The 24055-nt window shown below is 70.9% G+C and carries 16 protein-coding genes and 3 riboswitches; of the genes, 5 read left to right on the top strand and 11 right to left on the bottom strand.

All coding sequences use genetic code 11. From position 1 onward, the window contains the following. Positions 1 to 123: 123 nt before the first annotated feature. Together FFS25_RS10445 and FFS25_RS10440 are read right to left on the bottom strand one after the other, a co-directional pair. Positions 124 to 1422 (bottom strand): RbtT/DalT/CsbX family MFS transporter, encoded by a 1299-nt coding sequence (locus FFS25_RS10445; protein WP_053446722.1) that lies wholly within the window; start codon positions 1420 to 1422, stop codon positions 124 to 126. Between the two features lie 78 nt (positions 1423 to 1500). Then, positions 1501 to 2604: a zinc-binding dehydrogenase gene (locus FFS25_RS10440; RefSeq protein WP_058871542.1), complete on the bottom strand. Its 1104-nt coding sequence runs from the start codon at positions 2602 to 2604 to the stop codon at positions 1501 to 1503. A gap of 214 nt (positions 2605 to 2818) precedes the next feature. Between FFS25_RS10440 and FFS25_RS10435 the strand changes: the two genes are divergently transcribed. After that, entirely contained in the window at positions 2819 to 3772 is a 954-nt protein-coding gene (locus tag FFS25_RS10435) for a sugar-binding transcriptional regulator (RefSeq protein WP_053446720.1), read from the top strand. 78 nt (positions 3773 to 3850) lie between these two features. On the opposite strand, the gene FFS25_RS10430 is transcribed toward FFS25_RS10435, so the two are convergent. Then, entirely contained in the window at positions 3851 to 5344 is a 1494-nt protein-coding gene (locus FFS25_RS10430) for an FGGY-family carbohydrate kinase (RefSeq protein ID WP_053446719.1), read from the bottom strand. A gap of 225 nt (positions 5345 to 5569) precedes the next feature. Between FFS25_RS10430 and FFS25_RS10425 the strand changes: the two genes are divergently transcribed. Then, a complete protein-coding gene (locus tag FFS25_RS10425; RefSeq protein WP_100244773.1) occupies positions 5570 to 6808 on the top strand; it encodes a M24 family metallopeptidase in 1239 nt (412 codons plus the stop codon). A gap of 7 nt (positions 6809 to 6815) precedes the next feature. Next, positions 6816 to 8102, top strand: a complete 1287-nt coding sequence (locus FFS25_RS10420) for an aminotransferase-like domain-containing protein (protein ID WP_249933864.1) — start codon at positions 6816 to 6818, stop codon at positions 8100 to 8102. A 186-nt stretch (positions 8103 to 8288) separates the two neighbouring features. Here FFS25_RS10420 and FFS25_RS10415 read toward each other — a convergent pair whose 3' ends face one another. Beyond that, a complete protein-coding gene (locus tag FFS25_RS10415; RefSeq protein ID WP_137802867.1) occupies positions 8289 to 9695 on the bottom strand; it encodes an MFS transporter in 1407 nt (468 codons plus the stop codon). 149 nt (positions 9696 to 9844) lie between these two features. Between FFS25_RS10415 and FFS25_RS10410 the strand changes: the two genes are divergently transcribed. Next, positions 9845 to 10507 carry a GntR family transcriptional regulator gene (locus FFS25_RS10410; RefSeq protein WP_061712610.1) on the top strand — a complete coding sequence of 221 codons (663 nt, stop codon included), beginning with the start codon at positions 9845 to 9847 and terminating at the stop codon, positions 10505 to 10507. Between the two features lie 9 nt (positions 10508 to 10516). Here FFS25_RS10410 and FFS25_RS10405 read toward each other — a convergent pair whose 3' ends face one another. Genes FFS25_RS10405 through FFS25_RS10395 form a run of 3 tightly spaced genes read right to left on the bottom strand, consistent with a single transcriptional unit; the run spans position 10517 to position 16317 of the window. Then, positions 10517 to 11995 (bottom strand): NAD-dependent succinate-semialdehyde dehydrogenase, encoded by a 1479-nt coding sequence (locus tag FFS25_RS10405; RefSeq protein ID WP_137802866.1) that lies wholly within the window; start codon positions 11993 to 11995, stop codon positions 10517 to 10519. Further along, on the bottom strand, positions 11992 to 15027 hold the full coding sequence (locus FFS25_RS10400; protein ID WP_137802865.1) for an FAD-binding and (Fe-S)-binding domain-containing protein: 3036 nt from the start codon (positions 15025 to 15027) through the stop codon (positions 11992 to 11994). The genes FFS25_RS10405 and FFS25_RS10400 overlap by 4 nt, the downstream gene beginning before the upstream one ends. 9 nt (positions 15028 to 15036) lie before the next feature. Further along, complete coding sequence (locus FFS25_RS10395; RefSeq protein WP_137802864.1) at positions 15037 to 16317, bottom strand: aspartate aminotransferase family protein; 1281 nt, start codon at positions 16315 to 16317, stop codon at positions 15037 to 15039. A 63-nt stretch (positions 16318 to 16380) separates the two neighbouring features. Between FFS25_RS10395 and FFS25_RS10390 the strand changes: the two genes are divergently transcribed. Beyond that, on the top strand, positions 16381 to 17379 hold the full coding sequence (locus FFS25_RS10390) for a D-2-hydroxyacid dehydrogenase (RefSeq protein WP_137802863.1): 999 nt from the start codon (positions 16381 to 16383) through the stop codon (positions 17377 to 17379). Between the two features lie 83 nt (positions 17380 to 17462). Here the strand turns inward: FFS25_RS10390 and FFS25_RS10385 are convergent, their stop codons facing one another. From FFS25_RS10385 to gcvP, 4 genes are all read right to left on the bottom strand, one after another. Further along, on the bottom strand, positions 17463 to 18893 hold the full coding sequence (locus FFS25_RS10385; protein ID WP_137802862.1) for an L-serine ammonia-lyase: 1431 nt from the start codon (positions 18891 to 18893) through the stop codon (positions 17463 to 17465). 7 nt (positions 18894 to 18900) lie between these two features. After that, complete coding sequence (gene gcvH / locus FFS25_RS10380) at positions 18901 to 19281, bottom strand: glycine cleavage system protein GcvH (protein ID WP_006214555.1); 381 nt, start codon at positions 19279 to 19281, stop codon at positions 18901 to 18903. A gap of 87 nt (positions 19282 to 19368) precedes the next feature. Further along, on the bottom strand, positions 19369 to 20526 hold the full coding sequence (gene gcvT / locus FFS25_RS10375; RefSeq protein WP_137802861.1) for a glycine cleavage system aminomethyltransferase GcvT: 1158 nt from the start codon (positions 20524 to 20526) through the stop codon (positions 19369 to 19371). Then, positions 20523 to 23588: an aminomethyl-transferring glycine dehydrogenase gene (gcvP, locus tag FFS25_RS10370; protein ID WP_249933863.1), complete on the bottom strand. Its 3066-nt coding sequence runs from the start codon at positions 23586 to 23588 to the stop codon at positions 20523 to 20525. Before gcvP ends, gcvT begins: the two co-directional genes overlap by 4 nt. 41 nt (positions 23589 to 23629) lie before the next feature. After that, a riboswitch (glycine riboswitch) is annotated at positions 23630 to 23734 on the bottom strand. Beyond that, a riboswitch (glycine riboswitch) is annotated at positions 23735 to 23833 on the bottom strand. It abuts the riboswitch before it with no gap. Between the two features lie 86 nt (positions 23834 to 23919). Further along, positions 23920 to 24014, top strand: a riboswitch (glycine riboswitch). Positions 24015 to 24055 lie beyond the last annotated feature (41 nt).

Here is a 24055-nt window from a genome sequence, read left to right as displayed (position 1 = left end):
GGATCGGTCGACTGAATGTATGTGGTCTTCGGAATATGCGAGGGGCGCGGCCGTCCTCGTGACTGGATCCCGCGAGGTGCGCGGGCAGCGCCCGCCGAGACAGGCCCCGGCGGGCGCTTCGGCTCAGTGGGCCTCGCCGCGGACCTGCGGCACCTTGAGCACGCGGGTCAGTGCGAAGGCCACGCCGTAGAGGACCACGAAGGCCCACACCACGCCGGCGTCGCCGCCCCACGGACGCACGACCGCGACCACGAGCGAGCCCAGGAAGGCCGCGCCACCGGCGGCCGTCGTGTACATGGCCATCGCCGCGCCCTTGTGCTGGGGCGTGAGGTTCGGCATGACCGCGCCCATGGGCACGAAGCCCGCGAGCAGGATGCCGAACACGGTGCCAGCGATCACGGTCAGCCAGTAGCCGTACGTGGAGCCGGGCTCGACCATGTGCGGGACGTACCACCAGGCCAGCAGGCCCAGGGCCGATCCGACGATGCCGAACCAGCGCACGGTGCGGATCCAGCCCCACTGATCGCCGATGTAGCCGAACAGTGCGTTGAAGGAGATGTTGCCGGCGAACACGATCGTGGTCATCAGCAGCCACTGGTTCTGGCTCCAGCCGAGATCGTCGACCATCACGGCCGGCAGGATCACGAACATGCCGAACTGCGGGGCGGTGTTGATCAGGCGGACGCAGAAGCCGGCGAAGATGCGCGGCTCGAGCACCATGACGCGCAGACCGCCCAGGATCACGGTTCCGGCGGACTCCCCGGCCGGAGCCAGGCGCTGCAGGCCGCGGGGCTCGCGGACGCCGAACCAGGCGATCAGGAAGCCGGCGAGCACGAGCAGCGAGGAGACGATCATGGCACCGGTCTCGCCGCCGTTGCCGCCGCCGAAGCCCGAGATGGCGAGGATGGCCACCAGGGAGCCCAGGGTCGGCATGCCTCCGGTGAACATCACGTAGAACCAACCCACGGCCGTGGCGTTGCGCGCTCGCGGAGTGACGTGGTTGATCCACACCAGGAACGAGAACGCGAACAGCGGGAAGCCGAAGCCGCGGAAGAAGTACGACAGTGCGATCAGCACCGTGCTGTCGAGCTGGATCGAGAGCAGGAAGGCCGCCTCGAACACGATCCACACCAGGAAGCCCAGCAGCATGACCCGCTTGGGGCCGAAGAGATCGGAGAGGGCACCGGAGAGGTAGGAGCCGACCAGCACGGAGATGCCGTAGATCGAGATGACCGTGGCGGCGAGGTTCTCGTCGCCCACGGCCCGGGCCAGGTGCGGGGAGATGAAGTTGGACTCCACGCCGTTGCCGGTCATGAAGATCAGGACGGCCAGGAAGCCCCACTTGATGGAGTTCGGGATGCCCATGCGGTCGAGGCGGGTCTCCGTCACCGGGGAGTCGGTCGCTGTCGCGGTCTGAGTCATGTGCTTGCTTTCATCCGGGTCGGCGGCCGCGGGCAGTCGCGGCCGCCGACAGGCAGAGGTGGTGAGGTGCTCGGCGTATCAGCCGTGGACGATCGAGACCTTGACGGAGGCTCCACCGGAGTCCCCCACCAGATCCAGGGCGTCCTGGTACTTCTCGAGCGGGAACTGATCCGTGCAGATGCGATCCAGCGGGAGCTTGCCCGACTCGATCATCTTGATCGCGGCCGGCCAGGTGTGGGGGCCCAGGTGGGCGCCGCGGACGTCGAGCTCCTTGTCATCGGAGATGATCGACCAGTCGACCGTGACGTCCGAGCCGAAGACCGAGTACTCCACGAACGTTCCGAGCTTGCGCAGCAGGTTCAGCCCCTGGCTCACGGCCGACGGGTGCCCGGTGCACTCGATGTAGACATCGGCGCCGTAGCCCTCGGTGAGCTCCTTGACCTTGGCGACCGCGTCCTCGCGGCCGATGTTGATCGTGAGGTCCGCGCCGCAGGCCTTGGCCAGATCGAGCTTCTGGTCGTCCATGTCCAGGGCGATCACGGTCAGCGGGGACTTGGCCACCGCGCCTGCGATCGCGCCCAGGCCGATGGGGCCGCAGCCGGCGATCACGACAACGTCCTCGAACGTGATGCCCGCGCGCTCCACGGCGTGCAGCGAGCAGGCCAGCGGCTCGGCGAACGCGGCGTGCTGCGGGGCGACATCCTTGGAGATCCGGTGCACGCGGGCCTGCGGCGGGACGAGCATGAACTCGGCCATGCCGCCGTCGAAGTTGCGGAAGCCGAACATGTCGTGCGGGCCGCACATCCAGTACTCGCCGCGCTGGCAGTAGCGGCACTTGCCGCACGGGACGATCTGCTCGAGGACGATGCGGTCCCCGACCTCCACGCCGTGCTTGCCCAGGCCCTCCGTGCCGCCGCCGACGACCTCGCCGACCAGCTCGTGGCCCGGGGTCACGCCGGTCTGCGCCCAGGCCGGGCGGTTGGCGTCGCCCCAGAACTTGGCGGCGCCGTGGTAGCACTTCAGGTCGCTGGCGCACACGCCGACGGCCTCCATGCGCACGAGCAGCTCATCCTCCTGCGGAGTCGGCTTGGGCCGGGTCTCCATGCGGTAGTCCTCGGGACCGTGCACGACGACCGCCTGCATGGTCTCGGCGCCCTGGGTGGTCGTGGTGTCTTCCGACATGGTGTCCCCTCACAGCTCTGTGATCCGAATTACAGGACAACACTAGATCGCGCTGAACAGATGTCAAGAACAGATGTGCGGACATCTGTCCGACGGACGGGACATGTCGTCATGAAGCGCCGGATGACACGGATCGCGGGCGTTCGCGCGGCATCGGAGCGGCCGCGGGGTAGTGTGAACAGATGTTCACCACCGCCCAGAAGCCGGGGTCCCGATGACCGCTGCCGATCCTCGCCTGCAGCTGGCCTTCGAGGCAGCGGAGGCCTACTACACCCATGGCCGCACCCAGGCGGACGTGGCCCAGCATCTGGGTGTCTCCCGCCCCACCGTCAGCCGCCTGCTCGAGGAGGCGCGCAGATCCGGCATGGTGACCATCACCGTGACGCCGCCGCCCGGCGGAGCGGGCCTGCAGGCGCTGAGCGCCGAGCTGACGCAGGCTCTGGGCGTGCGCAGCGTGCGGATCTCCTCCGGCGGCGGGCGCGAGACCTCGCTGGGCGCGGCCCTGGTCCAGCAGACGTCCCAGGCCCTGCTCGACTACCGGCTGAGGCCCGGCGACGTCCTGGTCGTGGCCTCGGGGCGCACGGTCTACGAGCTGAGCCTCGAGAAGCTGCCCCAGCTGCCCGGGCTCGTGCTGGTGCCCGGCGTGGGAGGGCAGGCCGACCCCGAGCCGTGGTTCCAGACCAACGAGCTCGTGCGCACCCTGGCGCACAAGACCGGCGGCAGCCCCCGGTTCCTGTTCGCCGAGGCCAAGCCGTCCCCCGCCCTCTACGAGGCGCTGCGCACGGACCCCAGCTTCCGCAGCATCCAGCAGCTGTGGGCCGGCGCCTCCGCCGCGATCCTGGGCATCGGCGCTCCGCCGCGGACCCGCAGCTCGGTCACCTCCGGCATCCCGGTGGACGACCCCGCGGTCCTCACCGCCGCCGGCGACGTCTGCCTGCACTTCATCCACCCCGACGGCCGCCCGCTGGAGTTCCCGGACTCCGAGCGGCTGGTGCGCATCCCCCTGGACGACCTCCTGGCGATCCCGCAGCGCCTGGCCGTGGCCGCCGGCACCGAGAAGGTGCCGAGCATCATCGCCGCCGCGCGGATGGGCTGCTTCCACGATCTGGTGACGGATCAGCCGACCGCCCGCGCCCTAGCCGAGACCCTGCTTCCGCCGCCTTCCTGACCCCCCCCCGCCGAGTGGATGCCCAGTTGCGCTATCGGGGCTCTCAGCGCAACGGGACATCCACTCGTCGGGGGCGGGTCAGGCCTGGACGGGGGTGTCGCTGCGGCGCTGCAGCTCGGCCAGGCGATGCATGGTCTCCCGGTTGTCCCGGTAGAGCTGCGTGTAGAGCCCGAAGATCTCGTCGTAGAGCTCGCGGTGCTGCGGATCGGGCTCCACCGTCTCCCCGATGCACGCCCAGTCCCGGGTGTCGATCCCCGACGTGGTCTCCGCCGCCAGCATGGCCGCCCCGTAGGAGGCGCCGATCGTCTGATCCGGGATCTGCTGCGAGCGCCCGGTGACATCGCTGACGATCTGCACCCACAGCCGCGACTGCGTACCGCCGCCCACGGCTACGAGCCGCTCCGGGCGCTCGACCCCCTCCTCGAGCAGGTCCAGGATCTGGCGCAGGCCGCAGGCGATGCCCTCGTAGGTCGCCCGGAAGATCTCTGCCGGACCGTGGGAGAGCGTCAGGCCGATGACGGTGCCGCGGGCGTCGGGATCGAAGATCGGGGTGCGCTCGCCCGCGAAGTACGGCAGCACCACGAGCCCGCGCGCCCCCGGCGGAACCGAGCCGGCCTCCTCGACGAGCTGCCCGAAGTCCGGATCGCCCCACTGCCCGCGCCACCACGAGGTCAAACTGCCCGAGGTCGCGGTGCCCGCGGCCAGGCAGCGCGAGCCCTCCGTGATGCCAGCCGTGGACCACAGCTGCGCCTCATGGGCCTGGCTGCGCAGGTTCTGCACGACGAAGAACGTGGAGCCGTACTGGAGCATGGTGTCGCCGGGGGCGCGCACGCCGGCGCTCCAGGCCTCGGTCCAGGCGTCGACGGTCCCGGCACAGACCGGGGTGCCCTCGGGCAGGCCGGTGGCCCGGGAGGCCTCCGCGGAGATCGACCCGACCGCCTCGTTCGCCCAAGCCAGGCGTGGGCGCTCCAGGTGCTCCGCGATCTCGTCGTACCAGTCCTCGGCCCAGGTCTCGGCGGTGAGGTCGTAGAGCGGATCCGACTGGCTGGCGGTGTGGTGATCGAGCACGTACTCGCCAGTGAGCATGCCGAGGATGTACGAATGCGCGCTCCCCCAGCGCACGGCCCGCGTGAAGCTGTCCGGCTCGTGATCGCGGACCCAGCGCATCTTGGGGCCGATCGACTGGCTGGACAGGGAGTTGCCGCACCGTGCGACGATCCGCTCGTCGCCGAGCTGCTCGGTGAGGTCCTCGATCTCCTGGAAGGCCCGGGTGTCCACGCCGTAGAGGATCGCGGCGCGCACGGGCGTGAAGTCCTCCTCCATGAGCACCAGGCACGGTCCCATGCCGCTGACGCAGACGCCGTGGACCTGCTCGGCATCCTGCCCCTCGAGCAGCCGCTGCGAGATCTGCTGGATCTCGGGCCACCACTGCTGCTGGGCGTCGAACTCGGCCCATCCAGTGGAGGGCGAGGACATCGTGTGGGTCACCGACTCCTTCCGCAGGATGGTGCCGTCGCCATCCACCAGGACACCCTTGGTGCTGCCCGTGCCGATGTCGATGCCGATGTGCATGACCGCCCCTCCGTCGCCGATGTGCCCCGAGCCTATCCTCGGGATCCGTCACGCCCGTGAGCCGCGCCACCACCCCGCTCCCCCTCCCGCCGAGTGGATGCCCAGTTGCGCTGAGAGCCCCGATAGCGCAACTGAGCATCCACTCGCGGGAAGGGGGATGTGCGGATTGTTGACAATCCGACGCGGTGTTCTAGGGTCGGGATCGTGAGCAGCACTCAGTTCCCCATGGGAAACCGCGACTACGCCGCCCCGGAGCCGGAGCGGACGCCCGATGACGACGTCCGCCCGCCGCTCTTCAGGCGCGCCGAGTACGACCGCCGACTGAAGGCAGTGCGCGAGCAGATGGAGTACCAGGGCCTCAGCGCCCTGATCGTCACGGATCCGGCGAACATCTTCTATCTGACGGGCTACGACGCCTGGTCGTTCTACACCCCGCAGCTGCTCTTCGTGGCCGACGAGGGCGAGATGCTGCTGCATCTTCGGGAGATGGACGCCAACGGCGCCTTCCGCACCGCCTGGCTGCCGCCGGAGCAGATCGTGGGCTACCCGGAGCGCTATGTGCACCGCCCGCACCTGCACCCGTTCGACTGGATCGCCTTCAGCCTGCGCCGCCGGGGCCTCATCGCCCGCGCCACCCGCGGCGCCGTCGGCCTGGAGATGGACGCCCACTTCTTCTCCCCCAAGGGGTTCCGCAGCCTGCTCAACGCCTTGCCGGAGTGGAAGCTCGTGGACTGCTTCGAGCTCGTGAACTGGGTCCGCGCCGTGAAGTCGGAGGCCGAGATCCAGTACATGCGCACCGCGGCACGCGTCACCACGGCCGCCATGCAGGCCGCGATCGACACGATCGGCGTGGGAGTCCCGCAGAACATGGTGGCCGCCCAGATCGCCCGTGCGCAGGCCGAGGGCGACGGCGAGGCCTGGGGCGACTTCCCCGCGATCGTCCCCATGCTGCCCACCGGAACCTCCGCGGACACCCCGCACCTCACCTGGTCGGACCGCGTGCTCACCGAGGGCGACGCCGTCGTCGTCGAGCTCGCCGGCGCCCACCGCAGGTACCACGTGCCCCTGGCCCGCACCGTGATGCTCGGCGAGCCGAGCGACGACCTCCTGCGCCTGGAGGACGCCGTGGCCGAGGGCCTGCAAGTCGTGCTCGACACCGCCGCCGAGGGCGTGCCCGTACGCGAGCTCGCCCATGCGTGGAACTGGTCGCTGGCCCGTCACGGCCTGGAGAAGGACAGCCGCCTGGGCTACTCCGTGGGCATCGGCTACCCGCCGGACTGGGGCGAGCGCACCATCAGCATCCGGACCGAGGACGAGACCGTCCTGGCCGAGAACATGACCTTCCATGTCATCTGCGGCATGTGGATGACCGGCTTCGGCTACGAGGTCTCCGAATCGGTGCGGATCACCCGCTCCGGGGCCGAGACCTTCACCTCGTTCCCGCGTTCCCTCATCAGGAAGTGAGCAGATCATGACGACCCCGCACCTGAGCACCGTGCCCGGACTGGCCCCCCGCCCGACCGAGGGCATCGCCGGCGACCCGCACGAGGGCCGCCTTCCGCTGGCCTCCCGCGCCGACGGCCTCGTGGGCTCGGTGATCGACTCCTCGACCTCGCTGCTGGCCGCGCAGACCCACGACATCGTGCGCTTCGCCATGGGGGCGCCGGCGGCTGAGGTCATCCCCACCGACGAGTTCCGCCGTCTGGCCGGCGAGGTCCTGGACGACAGCTCGTTCACCTATGGCGCCACCGAGGGCGAGCCGGGCCTGCTCGAGACGATCATCGAGCTCAGCGCGCAGACCGGGCGCCCCACCCGGCCCGAGCGGATCGTGGTGACCTCCGGCGGCATGCAGGGCCTGGACATCGCCTTCAAGCTCTTCGTGGACCCCGGGGACCTGGTGGTCGTGGAGAGCCCCACCTACACCAACGGCTCCGGCACCGCGCTGAGCTACGGTGCCGAGATCCTCGAGATCCCCATGGACGACGACGGCATGGACATCGAGGCCCTCGAGGCCCAGGTCGGCGAGCTAGGACGCACCCCGCGGCTGATCTACACGATCCCGAACTTCCAGAACCCCTCCGGGACCACGCTGAGCCTCGAGCGCCGCAAGCGCCTTCTCGAGCTGGCGCACGAGTGGGGCAGCGTCATCCTGGACGACGACCCCTACGGCGAGCTGCGCTTCGCCGGCCAGGAAGTGCCGAGCTTCGCCGAGCTCAGCCCGGAGGACCCCCTGGTGCTCTCCGTGCGCACCTTCTCCAAGGTCCTGGCACCGGGGCTGCGCGTGGGGTGGATCGACGCCGACCCCCGCCTGCGCGATCTCGTGATCGCGGCCAAGCAGGCCATGGACACGTGCACCAACGTGCCGAACCAGCACGTGGTGGAACGCTTCATCCGCCAGGGCGGCTACCAGGAGCACCTCGAGGGGCTGCGCACCGAGTACCGTCGGCGCAAGGAGGCCATGGACGCCTCGATCGCCCGCCACCTGGGCGATCGAGTGGTCACCACCGACCCGCAGGGCGGCTTCTTCCTGTGGGTCACCCTGCAGGGCGAGGACGCGCGCATCTCCACGAGCCGCCTCTTCGAGATCGCACTGGCCGAGGGCGTCGCCTTCATCCCGGGACCTGCGCTGTCCCCGTCGGGCCGGTTCCAGGACGCCTTTCGGCTGTGCTTCGCCTCCTCGACCCCCGAGCGCACGGAAGAGGGCCTGCAGCGACTGGCCCGCGCACTGGACATCGCCCGCGCGGAGCTGGGCGGCTGAGCCGCACGACGACGCGGCTGAGCGGGTTTCCCGAGAATCCCTGCGCAGCGCCCAGCCGCTGAGCGCTCAGGAGCACGACGGAGGCGGGGCCCGGACCGATCGGTCCGGGCCCCGCCTCCGTCGCCTGGTGCTGCCGCCCCGAGCGGGCCGATCGGGCCCCGCGGCGCGGGGACATGAGAGGGCAGCTCAGGCCTTCCCGGCGCGGATCCGCACGATCTCCTGCGGCCCCGTCTCCGGGATGTCGTTGCCGCGCAGAGACGCGCCCACGGTCTCCTTCATGAAGTGCACCGCGATCAGTCCGACGATGCAGGCCGCGACCATGTAGAACGCCGGCACCAGCGGGCTGCCGGTCGCCTCGATCAGCGCCTCGTTGACCGACGGGGCGGTGCCGCCGAACAGCGAGGTGGAGACGTTGTAGGTGATCGCGAACCCGGCGAAGCGCACCTTGGTGGGGAACATGGCCGGGAAGGTCGCCGAGATCGTGGCCAGCTGGAGGACGTAGAGCAGGCCCAGGACGCTGATGCCGATCAGCGTGCCCCACACGCCCTGCGACATCAGCATGTACATGGGCACGGACATCACGATCAGCCCGACCAGGGAGATCCGCCACACGGGCTTGCGCCCCAGCCGGTCGGACAGCGACCCCGCGAAGGGGATCAGCAGCATCATGCCGAACTGCGTGACGAACGAGATCGTCAGCACCGTCTGGTACTCCATGCCGCCGGTGCCCTCGAGGTAGGTGGGCATGTAGCTGAGCAGCGTGTAGTTCACGACGTTCACGGCGATGACCAGCCCGGCCATGGTGAGGATCGGGCGCCAGTAGCCGGTGAGCAGGTCCTTGAGCCCGCCGAGGGCGCTGTCCTGGGTGGCGTCGAGCTCCTCGGCCTCCTCGAACACGGGGGTCTCCCCCAGCTTGGAGCGCAGGTACATGCCGATCAGGCCCATGGGGCCGGCGATCAGGAACGGGATGCGCCATCCCCACTCCATCATGCCGTCATGGCCCAGGAAGGTCTCGCCGAGCAGCACGATCAGGGACCCCAGGGCGAAGCCGCCCATGGTGCCGAACTCCAGGAAGCTGCCCAGGAAGCCGCGCTTGCGGTCCGGGGCGTACTCCGCCATGAAGGTCGCTGCGCCGCCGTACTCGCCGCCGGTGGAGAAGCCCTGCACGGCGCGCAGGACGATCAGCAGGATCGGAGCCAGGACGCCGATGGTCTCGAACGAGGGCAGCAGACCGATGCAGAACGTGGCGCCGGCCATCAGGATGATCGTCAGCGCCAGGATCGCCTTGCGGCCCAGGCGGTCGCCGAGCGGGCCCCAGAACAGGCCGCCGAGCGGACGGACCAGGAACGAGAAGGCGAAGGTGGCCAGCGCCAGGACGGTGCCGTACTCGCCGGGGAAGAAGTTGTGGGTGATGTAGCCGACCGAGACCGCGTAGACGCCGTAGTCGAACCACTCCGTCGCGTTGCCGATCGCGGAAGCGGCGACGGCGCGGTGGACGGTGCCCGCATCGGGCGCGGCGGGCTGGTGATCGGCGTCGTGCGCCGACGGGTCGCGCTGCGACCCCGGATCCTGTGCTGCTTGCGACGAGCTCATGGGAGTCTCCCTCGTAGGATTGTCAACAATCATTGAAGCATCTGACCCATTCCGCCTCAAGCGCATGTCGCCCATTGAACAACAGAGCGACGCGCTGGGAGCGCACGGTAGGATCGTCGACAATCCTCAACGCCTACCCGGAGGCCTCCTTGCCGCCCGCTGCACTGAACCCCGTCGTCCAGGAGTCCACCCCCGCGCTGATCGCCCGGCAGCTGCGCCGCGCGATCGGCGAGGGGGAGCTGGCTCCGGGACAGCAGCTCAACGAGGCCGCGCTCAGCCGCAGCCTCGGCGTCAGCCGCGGCCCCCTGCGCGAGGCCATGCAGCGCCTCACCCAGGAGGGCCTGCTCGTCAGCGTCCGGAATCGCGGCGTCTTCGTCATCGAGGTCACCGACGACGACGTCCGCGACATGTATCTGGCCCGCACGGCGCTCGAGCGCGCCGCTGCCGCACATGCTGCGGAGACGGATCCTGCCGCGGCGCAGGAGCAGCTGCTGCGGATCGTGCAGGAGATGGAGGACGCGGCCGGCCGCGGCGACCTCGTGGCCGTCACCGAGGCCGACATCGACTTCCACACCACGCTCGTGTCCCTGGCGCACAGCCCGCGGCTGACCCGGATGCATACCACGCTCATGGTCGAGACCCGCATGTGCATCACCGCCCTGGAGCACCGCTACAGCTCGCAGTCCCCGCGGCTGCAGGAGCATCGGCACATCGCCGAGGCGATCGGCCGCGCCGATCTGGCCGGGCTGGACCGCCTGCTCGTCGGCCACATGGAGGACGCGATCGGCAGGCTGGTCGCGGCCCTGGACTGAGGCCGGGCTTCAGCGGCGCGGCATGGCCATGTACGTGGTCTCGAGGAACTCGTCGATGCCCACGCGACCGCCCTCCCTGCCCAGGCCCGAGGCCTTGATGCCGCCGAACGGCGCGGCCGGGTTGGAGACGATGCCCGTGTTGAGCCCGACCATCCCGACCTCCATGGCCTCCTCCACGCGGAAGGCGCGGTCGAGATCCTGTGTGAACAGGTAGCCCGACAGCCCCCAGGGGGTGTCGTTGGCCAGGGCGATGGCCTCCTTCTCCGTGTCGAACGGGATGACCGGGGCCACCGGCCCGAAGATCTCCTCGCCCATCAGCCTCGAGGACGGGTCGACGCCCGAGAGGACCGTCGGGCGGTAGAAGTAGCCGGGCCTCTCCGGGCGCGAGCCGCCGCAGATCACCTCGGCGCCGCGCTGGACGGCGTCGTCCACGAGCTCCTGGACCTTGCGCAGGGCCTTGGGCTCCACGAGCGGGCCCACCTGCACGCCCTCCGCCAGCCCGTCGCCCACGCTCAGCGCGCCGAGTCGCTCGGCGAGACGGCGGGAGAACTCGTCGGCGACCGAGCGCTGGACGTAGAGGCGATTGGCCGCGGTGCAGGCCTCGCCCATGTTGCGCATCTTGGCCGCGAAGGCGCCCTCGACCGCGCGGTCCAGGTCGGCATCCTCGAAGACCAGGAACGGCGCGTTGCCGCCGAGCTCCATGGACGAGCGCATGACGTGCTGCGAGGCCTGCTCGAGCAGCCTGACACCCACCGCCGTGGACCCGGTGAAGCTGATCTTGCGCGCGATCCCGCTGGACATCCACGGCTCGACGACGGAGCCGGCATCGGTCGTGCACACGATGTTCAGCACTCCGGCGGGCACCCCGGCCTCGAGCAGGATGTCGGCCAGCGCCAGCGACGTCAGCGGGGTGAGCTCGGCCGGCTTGAACACCATGGTGCAGCCGGCGGCGATGGCCGGGGCGATCTTGCGCGCCCCCATGGCCAGCGGGAAGTTCCACGGCGTGACCAGCACGCACGGGCCCACCGGTCGCTGGGAGACCATGAAGCGTGTCTTCCCGTCGCCCGAGAGCATCTGGTCCCCGCCGATGCGCACGGCCTCCTCGGAGAACCAGCGCAGGAACTCCGCGGCGTAGGCGACCTCGCCCTTGGCCTCGGCCAGCGGCTTGCCCATCTCCGAGGTCATGATCAGGGCGAGCTCGTCCTGCCGGGCCATGACCAGGTCGAAGGCCCGGCGCAGGATCTCGCTGCGCTCGCGCGGGGCGGTGCGGGCCCACTCGGGCTGAGCGCGCCCGGCGGCCTCGATGGCTCGGCGGGCGTCGTCGGGTCCGCCGTCGGCCACCGTGGCGATGACCTCCTCCGTGGCGGGGTTGATCACCTCGAAGCGAGCGCCGGTGGCGGACTCGCCCCAGGCGCCGTCGATGAGCAGCCCCGTGCTCACCGCGGAGATGACCTCATGGGCAGTGCGGGCATGATCCTGGGTGTTCATCGTGGCTCCTCTTCCTGGTCTCGCTCGGGTTGTTCGGCTCGGTGGCCTGGGGCCACCTGGTCTGCTGCGGGGCCCGACGGGGGCCCCGGATCCAGCAGCTGCGCCAGGTGCATCCCCGGGCGCTGGGGCTCCAGGTGGTCCACCTGCATGGCGCAGGAGAAGCCGTCGGTGAGCACGGGATCCTCCTCGCGCGCGCCGCGCAGCGCCGGGGCGAGCGCGTTCTCGGCGACCTGCATGCTGACGTCGTAGTGCTGGGCCTCGAAGCCGAAGTTCCCGGCCACGCCGCAGCACCCGGAGGCATCCACGACCTCGCGCACGCCGGCGGCAGCGAGCACCCGGCGCTGGGAGGCGGGGCCGAACACGGAGTGCTCGTGGCAGTGGGTCTGCAGCACGACGCGATCGGGGATCGGGGCCGACGGCTCCGGCCGCCAGCCCTGCGCCGTCCGCTCGGCCAGATGCGCGGCGAAGCTGCGCACCCGTCGGGACACGCGCCGGGCCTGGTCGGTGGGCACCAGCTCCGGCAGGTCCTTGCGCAGCGCGGCCGCGCAGCTGGGCTCGACCACCACGATCGGGCGCTCGGTACCGTCGTCGAGGGCCTCCGCGGCCCGCGCCAGAAGCCGCCGAGCGGTGCCGAGCTGCCCCGTGGAGATCCAGGTGAGCCCGCAGCACGCCTCGGCCGAGCACTCGACCCGCTCGCCGGCCTGCTGCAGGACGCGAGCGGCAGCGCCGGCGGCCTCGGGGCGGAACCCGCGGGTGAAGGTGTCGACGAAGAGCACCGCATCGCCCGCTCCCGGGGCGACCGCGGCGTCCGCGACCTCCTGCCGCCACTGCCCCGTCCGAGCGAAGCGCGGCATCCTGCGCTCGGGCGTCAGCCCGCCCAGCACAGCTGCCGCCTTGGCCAGCGGCGTGGACAGCAGCGCATTGACGACCGGTGCAATCCGCCCGGCCACGAGCAGCCACCGCGGCAGCCACCCCAGGGAGAAGTGCGCGACCGGACGCAGGCGCCCGGCGTAGTAATGATCGAAGAACTCCGACTTGTACGTGGCCATGTCGACCCCGGCGGGGCAGTCGGTCGAGCACGCCTTGCAGGACAGGCACAGGTCCAGCGCCTCGCGGACCTCCTCGGAGCGCCAGCCCTCCTCCACGGTCCTCGCGCCCCGGACCATCTCCTGCAGCACCCGAGCGCGTCCGCGCGTGGAGTCCTTCTCATCGCGCGTGGCCCGGAAGCTGGGGCACATCACCCCTCCGGTGTCCGCGCGGCAGCGCCCCACGCCGATGCAGCCCTGGACGGCGTGCACCCAGGGGTCGGGGGCGCTCTGGCCGGCGCCCGCTGCGCCGGCCGCACCTGAGGTGCGGGAGTGGGCGGGGCTGAGATCGAAGCTCGTGCGCCACTCGCGCTGCGGGACGGCCTCCAGGGCCAGGTGGTCGTCCATTCGGTCGGGCTCGGTCATGATGCCCGGGCTGAGCATGCCCTCCGGGTCCCACAGCCGGCGGAAGCGCACGAAGGCGGCCAGGACCTGCGGCGAGTACATCAGCGGCAGCAGCTCGGAGCGGGAGCGCCCGTCGCCGTGCTCGCCCGACAAGGACCCGCCGTGGCGCACCACGAGCCGGGCCGCAGCCTGGGTGAACTCGCGGAAGACCCTGCGGCCGTCATCGGTGCGCAGGTCGTAGGTGATCCGGATGTGCATGCAGCCGGCGCCGAAGTGCCCGTACATGACCCCGTCCAGCCCGTGCTCGTCCATCAGCACCCGCAGCCCGGCCAGGTAGTCGGCCAGGTCCTCCGGGGCCACGGCCGAGTCCTCCCAGCCCGGCCAGGACTCGCCGCCGCTGGCCAGGCGCGAGGACAGCCCCGCCCCATCCTCGCGGACGCGCCACAGGGAGGCGCGCTCCGCCGGGTCCGGGACGGCCTGGCCCTCCACGAGCCTGTCGTTGCGCGCCAGCCGCTCCAGCAGCCGCTCGGCCTGGCCCTCGACGGCGGCCTGGTCTTCACCGTCCAGGTCCACGAACAGCCAGGCGCGGCCGTCGGGCAGTCCCAGAACGGAGTCCGGACCGCGGCGCGCCCGCATGGTCTCCACGATCGCGGCGTCGGTGCCCTCCACCGCCGCTGGGGAGAACTCGAGGATCGTGGTGATGTCGCGGGCGGCATCCACGACGTCGTCGTAGCCCAGGCACACGAGCAGCGCGCTGGGCGGTCTGGGCACCAGGCGCATGCGGGCCCCGACCACCAGGGCGCAGGTGCCCTCCGAGCCCACGAGCGCGCGGGCGATGTCCAGCCTGTGCTCGGGCAGCAGGTTCTGCAGGTGATAGCCAGAGACCTGCCGCTGGATGCGTCCGAGCTCGAGCCGGAAGGGCGCCAGGTTCTCCCGGCCGAGCTGCTCCAGCTGCCCCAGCAGCTCACGGGCGCGTCGCTCGGAGTGCACGTCGTGCGGATCGGTGGCGCGCAGACCACGGTTGGTCGCGGTGAGACGGGCGCCGTCGGTCGTGACGACGTCGATCTCGACCACGTGGTCCGAGGTCCGCCCGTAGCGCACCGAGTGGTTGCCGCAGGCGTCGTTGCCGATCGCCCCGCCGACCGTGGCCCGATTCTTGGACGACGGGTCCGGGGCGAACGTGAGCCGCCCGCCTGTGGCCGCCTCGACCTCACGGGTCAGATCCGCCAGGACCACCCCGGGATCGACGTCGACGGTCCGCGCGTCCTCATCCAGGACGCGGATGGCCGTGAGGTGGCGCGAGAAGTCCACGACGACGCCGGGGCCCACCGCGTTGCCCGCCATGGATGTCCCGCCGCCCCGTCCGATCAGGGGCGTGCCGGTCTCGCGGCACACGCGCACGATCGCCAGGACGTCGTCGGCGCTGCGCGGGAAGACGACGGCCAGCGGGACCACGCGGTAGTTCGAGGCGTCGTAGGAGTACTCGGCCAGCCTCCGGGCGGAGACCTCCGCCTGGAGGCCGGCCTGCTGCATCCGGTCCAGGATCTCGTCGGCATCGCCCTGCGGGGCCTGGGCGTCGCTGCGGAGGGCGGCCTCGCTCATGGGCAGACCTCAGGCGCCGGTGGTGCCGGACGGGGCCGAGGAGACGACGGCTTCCACGGCCGCCTCGAAACGCTGCAGGCCCAGGGCGATCTCCTCCTCGCTCACCACGAGCGCGGGGATCAGGCGCACGACGTTGCCCGCCGGACCGCAGGTCAGGCTGAGAAGGTCCTGCTCCGTGGTGGCCTGCTGGACCGCGGCGGCGTTGGCGGCATCAGGAGAGCCGTCCGGCGCGGTGAACTCGATGCCCTGCATGAGCCCCAGGCCGCGGACGTCGCCGATGACCGGGAAGCGCTGCTGGATCTGCTTCAGTCCGGCCTGCAGCTGCTCGCCGCGGACCCGGGAGTTCTCCACCAGCCCCTCCTTCTCGACCACCCCGAGCGTGGCCACACCGGCGGCGGCCGAGACGGCGTTGCCTCCGTACGTGCCGCCCTGCGAGCCGGGCCAGGCCTTGGACATCAGCTCGGTCGAGGCGGCGATCGCGGAGATCGGGAAGCCGGAGGCGATGCCCTTGGCGGTGATGAGGACGTCCGGGCGGGCGGAGCTGTGCTGGTGGCCCCAGAACTTCCCGGTGCGCCCGACGCCGGCCTGGACCTCGTCGAAGATGAGGACGATCCCGTGGCGGTCGGCGCGCTCGCGCAGCCCCTCCAGGAAAGCGGGAGGCGTGGGGATGTAGCCGCCGTCGCCCAGCGCGGGCTCGATCAGGAAGGCTGCGGTGTCCGAGGGCGCGGTGCGGGTCTGCAGGAGGTAGTCGAGCTCCTTCAGCGCGAACTCCACGGCGGTCGGCTCGTCCCAGCCATAGCGGTAGGCGTAGGGGAAGGCGGACATGTGGACCCCGGCCATCAGCGGGGCGAAGCCCGCCGAGAACTTGGTGCCGGCGGTGGTCAGGGAGGCCGCGGCGACAGTGCGGCCGTGGAAGCCGCCCTGGAACACGACGATGTTGGGGCGGCCGGTGGCCATGCGCGCCAGGCGGATCGAGGCCTCGACCGCCTCCGAGCCGGAGTTGGCGTAGAACACCGAGTCCAGCCCCTCCGGCAGGACCTCGCCGAGCTTGTCGGTGAGCTCCAGGAGGGGCTTGTGCATCACGGTCGTGTACTGCGCGTGGATGATCTTCCCGACCTGCTCCTGGGCGGCGGCCACGACCTCCGGGTGGCAGTGTCCGGTGCTCGTGACGCCGATCCCGGTGGTGAAGTCGAGGTACTCGCGCCCGTCGGTGCCGTAGATCCAGCTGCCGCGGGCGTGGTCGACGACCACCGGGGTGGCCTGCTTGAGGACGGGACTCAGAGATGTCATGCCTCACATTCTCCGAACCGCGCCGCAGGATTGTCAACAATCCGACATCGCTACAGTGGAGGCATGAGCACCGCGAGCCCGTCCCCGCAGTCCGAGTCCCGGCCCCGCCTGGTCGTCCTCACGACCGAGACCACGCCGCCCCCGTCAGGGGCCGCTGTCTTCGAGGAGCTGGCCGAGGTGACCTGGACCGATGCCGAGGGACTGCCGCAGGCGATCGCCGGTGCGCAGATCCTGCTCGTGTGGGACTTCTTCTCCGGGGCCCTGCGCGAGGCCTGGCCGCACGCCGATGCCCTCGAGTGGGTCCATGTGGCGGCCGCGGGCGTGGATTCGCTGCTGTTCGACGAGCTGCGCCAGTCCCCCGTGGTCGTCACCAACGCCCACGGGGCCTTCGAGACCCCGATCGCCGAGTTCGTGCTGGCCTCGATCCTGGCCCACGACAAGCAGCTGCACCGCTCCGAGCGGCTGCAGCGCGAGCGCACGTGGCAGCACCGGGAGACCCAGCTGACGGCGGGCAGCGCAGCGCTGGTGATCGGCACCGGCGGCATCGGCCGGGCCACGGCGCGGCTGCTGAGGGCCGTGGGCATGGAGGTCATGGGTGCCGGTCGCACGGCGCGGCAGGATCCGGACTTCGGGACGATCATCGCCAGCGACGAGCTCGCCGAGCACGTGGGGTGGGCCGATCACGTCGTGCTGATCGCGCCGCTGACCGAGCAGACCCGCGGGCTCGTCGACGCCGCCGTGCTGGAGCGCATGAAGCCCACCGCCCACCTGGTCAACGCGGGTCGCGGCGCCCTGGTGGATGAGCCGGCGCTGATCGCGGCGCTGCAGCGGGGGCAGATCGCGGCGGCTTCCCTGGACGTCGTCTCCCAGGAGCCCCTGCCGCAGGACTCGCCGCTGTGGGACATGGACGAGGTCCACCTCTCGGCGCACATGAGCGGCGATGTGGTGGGCTGGCGGGACACGCTCAGCGAGCAGTTCGAGCGCAACCTCGAGGCCTGGGTCCAGGGCCGTCCCCTGAGCAACGAGGTGGACAAGCAGAAGGGCTACGTCCGAGGCTCCTGACCGCTCTCCACCCCGCCGAGTGGACAGCTGCTTGCGCTATAGCTGCACATAGCGCAACTGGGCATCCACTCGGCGGGAGGGGGTCAGCACTCGATGACGTTGACGCCCACGTTGACCGCCAGTCCTCCGCGCGCGGTCTCCTTGTACTTCTCGGACATGTCCGCACCGGTCGAGCGCATGGTCTCGACCACCTGGTCCAGGCTCACGAAGCCCGGCTCGGACTCCTCGAACAGCGCCATGCGGGCCGCGTTGACGGCGGTGGCGGCTGCGATCGCATTGCGCTCGATGCACGGCACCTGCACCAGGCCGGCGATGGGATCGCAGGTCAGACCCAGGTGGTGCTCCATGGCGATCTCGGCGGCCTTCTCGACCTGCACCGGCGTGCCGCCCATGACCTGGGCGAGGCCGGCCGCAGCCATGGACGACGCCGAGCCGACCTCGCCCTGGCAGCCGACCTCGGCGCCGGAGATCGAGGCCTGCTCCTTGATCAGCGACCCCACGGCCGCCGCGGCCAGCAGGTAGTCCACGGTGATGTCCTCGCGCGAGCGCTTCTGCGGCCCGCGGGCGGCCGGGGTGTAGTGCGTGGCGTAGAACATCACGGCCGGCACGATGCCCGCCGCGCCGTTGGTGGGTGCGGTGACGATGCGCCCGCCCGAGGCGTTCTCCTCGTTGACGGTCAGCGCCACCAGGTTGACCCACTCGACCCAGTGCTGCGGGTCGAAATCGGTGTCGATCGCCTTGAGCCGGGCGTGCCACTCGGGCGCGCGGCGGCGCACCTTGAGCCCGCCGGGCAGCGGCCCCTCGCGCTCCAGGTTGGAGTTCTTGGAGTCCTCCATGACCTGGGCGATCTTGAGCACGCCCGCGCGGACCTCCTCCTCGGGACGGCGCGCCGCCTCGTTGGCCATCGCCAGCTCCGTCACCGAGATGCCATGGGACAGGCAGTGCCCCAGCAAGCCCTCCGCGTTGGAGTACGGGTACGGGATGGCGACGTCGCCCTCGTCCGGGATGGGATCCTCCCCCTCCACTGGATCGACGAGCACGAACCCGCCGCCCACCGAGTAGGCCGTCCGCTCCGCCAGGACGTTGCCGTCGGCGTCGTAGGCGGCCATGGTCATGCCGTTGGGGTGGTACGGCAGCAGCGTGAGCGGATGCTGGACGATGTCCTCGACATGGAAGTCGAGCTCCACCGGCTCGTCGACGCCGTCCAGGGCATCGCCCACGCGCAGCGGGTGCCCGGCGGCCAGGGCCTCCTTGCGGGAGTCCATGGTGGCGGGCAGGACCTTGTCGGGCTGGTGGCCCTCCAGGCCGATGAGCACGGCGTCGAACGTGCCGTGCCCGCGGCCGGTGGATGACAGCGAGCCGTAGAGGTCGACCGCGATGCGGTCCAGACGCGGCAGCAGCCCCTCGCCCACCAGATCGGCGACGAAATCGGCCGCCGCGCGCATGGGGCCCACGGTGTGGGACGACGACGGGCCCACGCCGATGCTGAAGAGATCGAAGATGCTGACGGTCATGTGGTGATCAGTCCTCCTGAGCTGCGGCGTAGCCCTCCGGGCTGAGCAGCTCGCCCTCGGACTCCACCTCGACGGTGAAGAGCCAGGCAGCGCCGTAGGGATCCTCGTTGAGAGCGCCCGGGTTGTCCACGACGGCGTCGTTGATCTCGACGACCGTGCCGGTCACCGGCGAGTACAGCTCGGAGACCGACTTGGTCGACTCGACCTCGCCGCAGACCTCGCCTGCGGTGACGGAGGCACCGGCCTCGGGGAGGTCGACGTAGACGACCTCGCCCAGCGCGTCGACGGCGATCTGCGAGAGGCCGACCTTGGCCGGCGAGGAGGAGTCGATCCACTCGTGCTCAGCGGAGTAGCGGTAGTCCTTGTTGACCTTGTCCAGAGCGCTCATTGCCTGGTCCTTCCATGGTGGGGTCCTGCTGCGGGGTGGTGTCCAGCGCCGGGGCGGGCTGGCGTCATGCGGCGAGACAGCTCCGTGTCAGCTCTCACGCTTGTAGAAGGGGAGCTTGACGACGCGGAACGGCGTGGGCTTGCCGCGCAGGTCCACATCGAGCTCGGTGCCGGGCTCGGTGAGCTCGGGGGACACGAAGGCCAGGGCGATCGCGTGGCCCAGGGTGGGGCTCGGGGCGCCGGAGGAGATCTCGCCGACCTTCTCGCCGTCCTTGAGCACCGCGTAGCCCGGGCGGGCCGCGCGCTTTCCGTCGTTGACCAGGCCGACCAGCTTGGAGGAGGGGCCCTCCTCCTTGATCTTCGCCAGGGCCTCGCGGCCCACGAAGGAGTCCTTGGTCTTCAGCGCGACGATCGGCAGGTTCGCCTGGTACGGGTTGATGTCCTCGGAGAGCTCGTGGCCGTGCAGCGGCATGCCGGCCTCCAGGCGCAGCGAGTCGCGTGCGGCCAGCCCGCAGGGCACCAGGCCATGGGGCTCCCCGGCCTTCTCGAGGACGCTCCACAGGCGCTCGGCCGCCGTCGGGTCGGACTCGATGTCGATGTAGATCTCGAAGCCGTCCTCGCCGGTGTACCCGGTGCGGGCCAGCTGCACGGGCAGCGGGCCCTCGGGGGTCGTGAAGACGACGTCCGTGATGGCGTAGTACTTCACGTCCTTCACGGCCTGCGCGGACTGGGTCTCCACGGCCTCGAGCAGCACGGCCTCGGAGGCCGGGCCCTGCACGGCGATCAGCGCGGTCGCCTCGGTGCGGTCCGTGATGGTGACGTCGAAGACGGTGCCGTCGGCGGCCGTGGTGCGCTCCTGGAACGCGGCCAGCGCGGCCGGGGTGTTCGACGCGTTGGGCACCACCAGGAAGGTCGTCTCGCCCAGGCGGTAGGTGATCAGGTCGTCGATCACTCCGCCGGCCTCGTTGCACAGCAGCGAGTACTTGGCCTTGCCGATCTCGATCGCGGACAGCCTGCCCACCAGCGCGTAGTCCAGGAACGCGGCGGCATCGGGGCCCTCGATGAGCAGCTCGCCCATGTGGGAGAGGTCGAACTGACCGGCGGCCTCGCGCACGGCCCTGTGCTCCGCCATGTCCGAGCCGTAGCGCAGGGGCATCCACCAGCCGCCGAAGTCGGTGAAGGAGGCGCCCAGCCGCTCGTGGACGGGGGTCAGAGCCGTGGGACGGGATGCTGCTTCGGTGCTCATCGTGCGTTCTCCTGGCTGGGCTGGACGGTGGTCTTGGTCTCGCTGTCAGCCTGGGGCTCGGCGGAGGTGTCCGGCTCGGTCTCGTCGACCGTCTCGAAGGCCTCGGGCGGCGGGCAGCTGCACACGAGGTTGCGGTCGCCGTACGCGCCGTCGATGCGCCCGATCGGAGGGAAGTACTTGTCCACCCGCAGGCTCGGCACCGGGAAGGCCGCGGTCTCGCGGGAGTACGCGCGGTCCCAGTCGTCCGAAACGAGTGCTGCGGCCGTGTGCGGGGCGTGGCGCACGACGGAGTCGGCCTCCTCGACCTCGCCGTCGACGACCTGCTGGATCTCGCCGTGGATCGAGATCATGGCCTCGATGAAGCGGTCCATCTCGGCCTTGTCCTCGGACTCGGTCGGCTCGACCATGAACGTGCCGCTGACCGGGAAGGACTCGGTGGGAGCGTGGAAGCCGTAGTCGATCAGACGCTTGGCCACGTCCGCGACCTTGATGCCCGAGACATCCGTGAGCTTGCGCAGATCCAGGATGCACTCGTGGGCGACCAGGCCGTTCTCGCCCGTGTAGAGCACCGGGAAGTGCTCGTTGAGGCTGCGGGCGATGTAGTTCGCGTTCAGCAGGGCCACGGCGGAGGCGCGGGTCAGGCCGTCGCCGCCCATCAGGGCCAGGTAGGCCCACGAGATAGGCAGCACGCCGGTGGAGCCCCAGCGGGTGCTGGTCACGGGCAGGCCGCGGCCGTTCGCGGCGGCATCGGTCGGCTGGTCGACGTCGTGGCCGGCGTCCGAGGCGCCGCCCACGGTCGGGCGACCGGGATCGCCCTCGAGCGGATCTCCGGGCAGGAAGGGCACCAGGTGCTCGGCCACGGCCACCGGGCCGACGCCCGGGCCGCCGCCGCCGTGCGGGATGCAGAAGGTCTTGTGCAGGTTCAGGTGCGAGACGTCGCCGCCGAACTGGCCCGGCTGGGCGAGTCCGACCATCGCGTTGAAGTTCGCGCCGTCCAGGTAGACCTGGCCGCCAGCGTCGTGGATCTTGCCGCAGACCTCGCGGACGTCCTCCTCGAAGACGCCGTGCGTGGACGGATAGGTGATCATGATGCCGGCGATCGAGCCCTCGTTGTCCGCGATGGCCTTGTCCAGGTCCTCGTGATCGACGGTGCCGTCGGGCGCGGTCTTCACGACGCGCACGCGCAGCCCGGCCAGCACCGCGGAGGCGGCGTTGGTGCCGTGGGCCGAGGCCGGGATCAGCACGAGGTCGCGGGACTCGTCGCCGCGCGAGATGTGCCAGCGGCGGATCGCCAGCAGGCCGGCGAGCTCGCCCTGGGAGCCGGCGTTCGGCTGGATCGAGACCTTGGCGTAGCCGGTCAGCTCGGCCAGGCGGGACTCGAGGTCCTCGACCAGGTGCTGCCAGCCCTGCATGCGCCAGGCCGGGGAGTAGGGGTGGACGTCCGCGAACTCGGGCCAGGTGATCGAGGCCATCTCGACGGCGGCGTTGAGCTTCATGGTGCACGAGCCCAGCGGGATCATGGTGCGATCCAGCGCCAGGTCGCGATCCGAGAGGCGGCGCAGCCAGCGCATCATGGAGGTCTCGGAGCGGTGGGTGTTGAAGACCTCGTGGGTCAGGAACTCGGAGGTGCGCGCCAGCTGCTCGGGCAGCACGGGGGCTGCGGTGGAGTCCACCTCGGCCGCCTCCGTCACGCCGAAGGCGCCGAGCACGTCCAGGACGTCCTGCGCGGATGCGCGCTCATCCGCGGAGACGCCCACGTGGTCGTCGTCCACACGGCGCAGGTCGATGTCGTTCTCGGCGGCGGCTGCGAGGATCTCGTCGGCGCGGCCCGGGACGCGGGCCACGACGGTGTCGAAGACCTGATCGGAGACCAGCTCGATGCCGGCATTCTGCAGGGCATCGACGATCGTGCGGGCACGGCTGTGGACGCGACGGGCGATCCGGCGCAGCCCGTCCGGGCCGTGGTAGACGGCGTAGCAGGCGGCGACCTCGGCCAGCAGCGCCTGGGCGGTGCAGATGTTGGAGGTGGCCTTCTCGCGGCGGATGTGCTGCTCGCGGGTCTGCAGGGCCAGGCGGTAGCCGGGGCGGCCGGTGTCGTCGTGGGAGACGCCGACCAGGCGGCCGGGCAGGCTGCGCTGCAGGTCCGAGCGCACCGCCATGAAGGCGGCGTGCGGGCCGCCGGCGAACAGCGGGACGCCGAAGCGCTGCGAGGTGCCCACGGAGATGTCCGCGCCCATCTCGCCCGGGGACTTCACGAGGGTCAGGGCCAGCAGATCGGCCACGACGGTCACCATGGCGCCGGCGCCCTTGGCCTGGGCGATGACGTCGGTCCAGTCGTGGACCTTGCCGGAGGAGCCCGACTGCTGGAGGATCACGCCGGCGATGCCGTTCTCGCGCTCGAGCTGCTCCTGCGGGATGCCCTGCGAGAGGTCCAGGATCTCCAGGTCCATGCCCACGGCGCGGGCGCGGCCCGGGATGACGGCCAGGTGCTGCGGGAAGAGATCCGCATCCACCAGGATCGCGCCGTTCTTGGCCTTGCGGTTGGCGCGCTTCATCAGCAGCGCGGCCTCGACGACGGCGGAGGACTCGTCCAGCAGCGACGCGTTGGCGATGTCCAGGCCGGTGAGGTCCTGGACCATGGTCTGGTAGGTCAGCAGCAGCTCGAGGCGGCCCTGCGAGATCTCGGGCTGGTACGGGGTGTAGGCCGTGTACCAGGCCGGGGACTCGAGCAGGTTGCGCTGGATGACCGCGGGGGTGTCGGTGCGGTAGAAGCCCTGGCCGATCATCGGGCGGCCCGGCTCGTTCTGATCTGCGATGCTGCGCAGGGCGCTGAGGACCTCGGCCTCGCTGAGGGCGTCGGGAAGGTCCAGCTCGCGGTCCATGCGGATCGACGCCGGCACAGCCTGATCCACGAGCTCTGCCAGCGAGCCCACGCCCACGGCGCTGAGCAGCTGGTCGATCTCCTGGCCGCGCGGGCCCACGTGGCGGTCCACGAAGGCCAGTGCGTCGGAGCTGACGCCCGAGGCGCTCACGGCGCTGTCAGCAGGTGCGGAAGGGCTCATTGGGGAACTCCTTGGTCTGAGGGGGCATGCCCCGGCCGGTTCCTCCCCGCTCTGTCATGGGACCTGAGAGTTTCCGCGGGTGGGCCCGCTTGCTCCGTCGGTGCCGGTCACGACCTGGGGGTCGATCCCGGGCTTTCCAGAGGTGCCGAGCGATCCCGGTGCCGGTGCCTGAGAGTTTCCCGGGGAGGGTTGCTCCTACGGCGCCCGCACGGCGGTGTCCGCGGGGTCTCTCCCGGAACCGCTCATCGGCGTGGTCTGTCGTCTTCCGGTGCGAGAGTACCCCGCGTCACACAGCGCCTCCAAGATGACGGAGTCTCTGTGGGCTCACCCAGATTTGTAGCCTGAAGACCCCCCAGTGCCCACAAGCGGCGCCGTAGGAGCAACCCTCCCCGGGAAACTCTCAGGCACCGGCACCGGGATCGCTCGGCACCTCTGGAAAGCCCGGGATCGACCCCCAGGTCGTGACC

This window comes from Kocuria sp. 2SI (assembly GCF_005502825.1).
GTDB lineage: Bacteria > Actinomycetota > Actinomycetes > Actinomycetales > Micrococcaceae > Kocuria > Kocuria palustris.
Note: the sequence above shows the minus strand (reverse complement) of the source record. Positions and strands in the feature narration are given on the sequence as shown.

What these genes read in the sequence shown, in the direction of transcription:
- FFS25_RS10425 (WP_100244773.1), top strand. Translation starts at nt 5,570, where the DNA reads ATGGGAAACCGCGACTACGCCGCCCCGGAGCCGGAGCGGACGCCCGAT.
- gcvP (WP_249933863.1), bottom strand. Translation starts at nt 23,588, where the DNA reads ATGAGCCCTTCCGCACCTGCTGACAGCGCCGTGAGCGCCTCGGGCGTC.
- gcvH (WP_006214555.1), bottom strand. Translation starts at nt 19,281, where the DNA reads ATGAGCGCTCTGGACAAGGTCAACAAGGACTACCGCTACTCCGCTGAG.
- FFS25_RS10420 (WP_249933864.1), top strand. Translation starts at nt 6,816, where the DNA reads ATGACGACCCCGCACCTGAGCACCGTGCCCGGACTGGCCCCCCGCCCG.
- FFS25_RS10385 (WP_137802862.1), bottom strand. Translation starts at nt 18,893, where the DNA reads ATGACCGTCAGCATCTTCGATCTCTTCAGCATCGGCGTGGGCCCGTCG.
- FFS25_RS10395 (WP_137802864.1), bottom strand. Translation starts at nt 16,317, where the DNA reads ATGACATCTCTGAGTCCCGTCCTCAAGCAGGCCACCCCGGTGGTCGTC.
- gcvT (WP_137802861.1), bottom strand. Translation starts at nt 20,526, where the DNA reads ATGAGCACCGAAGCAGCATCCCGTCCCACGGCTCTGACCCCCGTCCAC.
- FFS25_RS10415 (WP_137802867.1), bottom strand. Translation starts at nt 9,695, where the DNA reads ATGAGCTCGTCGCAAGCAGCACAGGATCCGGGGTCGCAGCGCGACCCG.
- FFS25_RS10400 (WP_137802865.1), bottom strand. Translation starts at nt 15,027, where the DNA reads ATGAGCGAGGCCGCCCTCCGCAGCGACGCCCAGGCCCCGCAGGGCGAT.
- FFS25_RS10440 (WP_058871542.1), bottom strand. Translation starts at nt 2,604, where the DNA reads ATGTCGGAAGACACCACGACCACCCAGGGCGCCGAGACCATGCAGGCG.
- FFS25_RS10445 (WP_053446722.1), bottom strand. Translation starts at nt 1,422, where the DNA reads ATGACTCAGACCGCGACAGCGACCGACTCCCCGGTGACGGAGACCCGC.
- FFS25_RS10435 (WP_053446720.1), top strand. Translation starts at nt 2,819, where the DNA reads ATGACCGCTGCCGATCCTCGCCTGCAGCTGGCCTTCGAGGCAGCGGAG.
- FFS25_RS10405 (WP_137802866.1), bottom strand. Translation starts at nt 11,995, where the DNA reads ATGAACACCCAGGATCATGCCCGCACTGCCCATGAGGTCATCTCCGCG.
- FFS25_RS10430 (WP_053446719.1), bottom strand. Translation starts at nt 5,344, where the DNA reads ATGCACATCGGCATCGACATCGGCACGGGCAGCACCAAGGGTGTCCTG.
- FFS25_RS10390 (WP_137802863.1), top strand. Translation starts at nt 16,381, where the DNA reads ATGAGCACCGCGAGCCCGTCCCCGCAGTCCGAGTCCCGGCCCCGCCTG.